This window comes from Streptomyces sp. E11-3, from assembly GCF_046540415.1.
GTDB lineage: Bacteria > Actinomycetota > Actinomycetes > Streptomycetales > Streptomycetaceae > Streptomyces.
Genome location: NZ_JAZGRL010000077.1, coordinates 1 through 2,820, shown reverse-complemented (window position 1 = coordinate 2,820; position 2,820 = coordinate 1). Strand labels below are relative to the sequence as shown.

Here is a 2,820-nt window from a genome sequence, read left to right as displayed (position 1 = left end):
CCGGGGACGGGGCGGATGCCGGGGACGGGGCCGGGGCGCCGCCCAGGATCGCGTCCGGGACCGCCGCGCGTACCGCCGCGACCAGGTCGTCCCGCAGGCCGCCGATCTCGCGCGCGAACCACTCCTGGCGCTCGGTGGCGATCCGCGCCGCCACCGCGAAGGCGGCGATCGCGGGGGTGTCCAGGGTGCCGGAGCGCACCTGCCGCTCCTGGCCGCCGCCGTGCAGTACGGGCACCGGGGTGTACTCGCGGCCGAGCAGCAGCGCCCCGATGCCGTAGGGGCCGCCGATCTTGTGGCCGCTGACCGTCATCGCGGCCAGGCCCGAGGACGCGAAGTCCACCGGGAGCTGTCCGACGGCCTGTACCGCGTCGGCGTGCAGCGGGACGCCGAACTCGGCTGCGACATCGGCCAGTTCGCGGACCGGCTGGACTGTGCCGATCTCGTTGTTGGCCCACATCACGGTGACCAGTGCCACGTCGTCGGGGTCGCGGGCGATGGCCTCGCGCAGGGCCTCGGGGTGCACCCGGCCCGCGGTGTCCACGGGGAGGTATTCGACCGTGGCGCCCTCGTGCTCGCCGAGCCAGTGCACCACGTCCAGTACCGCGTGGTGCTCCACGGGGCTGGCCAGCACGCGGGTCCGGCGTGGGTCCGCGTCCCTGCGGGCCCAGTACAGGCCCTTCACGGCGAGGTTGTCGGCCTCGGTGCCGCCCGAGGTGTAGACGACCTCGCTGGGGCGGGCGCCGAGTGCCTCGGCGAAGGTCTCACGGGCCTCCTCGACGGTGCGCCGCGCCCGGCGCCCCGCGGCGTGCAGCGAGGAGGCGTTGCCGACGGCGGTGAGCTGAGCGGTCATCGCCTCGACCGCCTCCGGCAGCATCGGAGTGGTCGCGGCGTGGTCGAGGTAGGCCATGGTGCGCGCAATTCTACTGACCGCATGCGACAGTAGTCACTAGGCTTATGCTCATGACAGATGAGACAGGGGAAGAGGGGAAGAGGGGAACTGATGTATGACGGGCAGCGTAAGTGGGATCTCGACCGTACGTTCCCGAGTTCGTCGGGTGAGGTCCGGTGGGCCGCGCTCGGCTCTCCGGAACTGCCGCCCGTCGTCCTGGTGCACGGGACGCCCTTCTCGTCCTACGTCTGGCGTGCCATGGCCCGGGCCCTGGCGCGTGATCACCGGGTCTATGTCTGGGACCTGCCGGGCTATGGCGCGTCGGAGAAGTACCCGGACCAGGACGTGTCCCTGCGCGCGCAGGGGCGGGTCTTCACGGAGCTGCTCGACCACTGGGGGTTGGACCAGCCCGCCGTCGTCGCCCATGACTTCGGCGGCTGTGTCTCGCTGCGCGCCCATCTGCTGCACGGCGCCCGGTACTCCCGGCTCGCCCTGGTCGACCCGGTGGCGCTGGCGCCCTGGGGCTCACCCTCGTACCGCCATCTCGGCGCGCACGCCGAGGTGTTCGAGCGGCTGACGCCCGCGCTGCATCGGGCCCTGGTACGGGAGTACATCGGCTCGGTGAGCCGTCAGGGGCTGCATCCGGTGGTGCTGGAGCAGTTGGTCGAGCCGTGGTGCGGCGAGGAGGGGCAGCGCGCCTTCTACCGGCAGATCGCGCAGAACGACCAGCGGTTCACCGATGAGATCCAGGGCCGGTACGGGGAGTTGGAGCTGCCCGTGCTGATCTGCTGGGGCACCGAGGACAGCTGGATTCCGGTGGAGAGGGGGCATGAGCTGGCCAAAGCGATCCCCGGTGCCGAGCTGCGCTTGATCGAGGGGGCGGGGCATCTCGTACAGGAGGACGCGCCCGCGGAACTCACGGCGGAGCTCAGCCGTTTTCTGTGCATCACTCCGTAACGGACGCCCCGAAGGCTGGTCAGCCCCGCGGCGCCCGGGCCAGTTGGCGGGACTGGGCCACCAGGCGGTCCGCGCTGTCCCAGACCTCGGCGTCCTCCTCCAGGAAGCCGCCCGCCAGGTTGCGGGTGGTGATCGCCACGCGCAGCGGGCCCGGGGCCGGGCGGCAGCGTACGTGTGTGGTCAGCTCGATCGTCGGGACCCAGCCCTTGAGGCCGAGCTCGAAGGCGGTGGGAGGGAGGGCGTCCACCGCGAGGAGCAGGGAGAGCGGGTCGTGGTCGCGGCCGTCCGCGAGGCCGAACCAGGCGCGCATCTCGCCCTTGCCCGACGGCGCCCCGAGCGCCCAGCCGAGCGTCGCCGGGTCCAGCTTCAGCCACAGGCGGTCGGTGATCGCGGAAGAGCCGGGGATCGGGGCGGGGCTGTCGTCCGGGCCGAAGCACTGCTCGACCGGCGGGATGGCGGGCGGGGTCGCGGTGGTGCGGACGTCGTCGGCGAGCGCGTCCAGGTCGCCGTACGAGGCGACGGCCCGGATGCGTTCGACCTCGCGGCCCTCCTCGTCGAGCTGGAAGAGGGAGGCCTGGCCGGTGGACAGGCCCCGGCCCGCGCGGACCACTTCGGTGCGGATGACGGCGGGGCCCGGCTGGGACGCCGTCAGGTAGTGCGCCGAGATCGTGAACGGGTGCGGGTGCGGCAGCGCCTCGCCGAGTGCGCGGCCGAGCAGCGCCAGCAGATAGCCGCCGTTGACGGCGGTGATGATCGTCCAGCCCGCGGAGAGTTCGGCGTCATAGACGCCCGGCTCGCGCAGGGTCACCGCGGTGTCGCGGTCGAACTCGCTGTCTCCGATGGCTGCCGTCGTTGTCATGCCCTGGGTCATGCGATGAACGGTACAACAGGTAACTACTAAGCGGTAGCTTTTCTCTCCAGTCACGCCCCCACTGTCGTGGGCGCCCCAGACCCCGCTACGCCTCCCCCTCCAC

3 protein-coding genes are annotated in these 2,820 nt (G+C 72.1%); 1 reads left to right on the top strand and 2 read right to left on the bottom strand.

Translation table 11 applies throughout. From position 1 onward, the window contains the following. Nucleotides 1-907: cysteine desulfurase family protein (locus tag U9R90_RS35150; RefSeq protein ID WP_411061470.1), on the bottom strand; the 907-nt coding region annotated here is incomplete at its 3' end. A gap of 93 nt (nt 908-1,000) precedes the next feature. On the opposite strand from U9R90_RS35150, the gene U9R90_RS35145 reads away from it, so the two are divergent. Continuing rightward, entirely contained in the window at nt 1,001-1,846 is an 846-nt protein-coding gene (locus tag U9R90_RS35145) for an alpha/beta fold hydrolase (protein ID WP_411061468.1), read from the top strand. 19 nt (nt 1,847-1,865) lie between these two features. Here the strand turns inward: U9R90_RS35145 and U9R90_RS35140 are convergent, their stop codons facing one another. Further along, nucleotides 1,866-2,717: a thioesterase family protein gene (locus U9R90_RS35140; RefSeq protein WP_411061467.1), complete on the bottom strand. Its 852-nt coding sequence runs from the start codon at nt 2,715-2,717 to the stop codon at nt 1,866-1,868. Nucleotides 2,718-2,820: the final 103 nt, after the last annotated feature.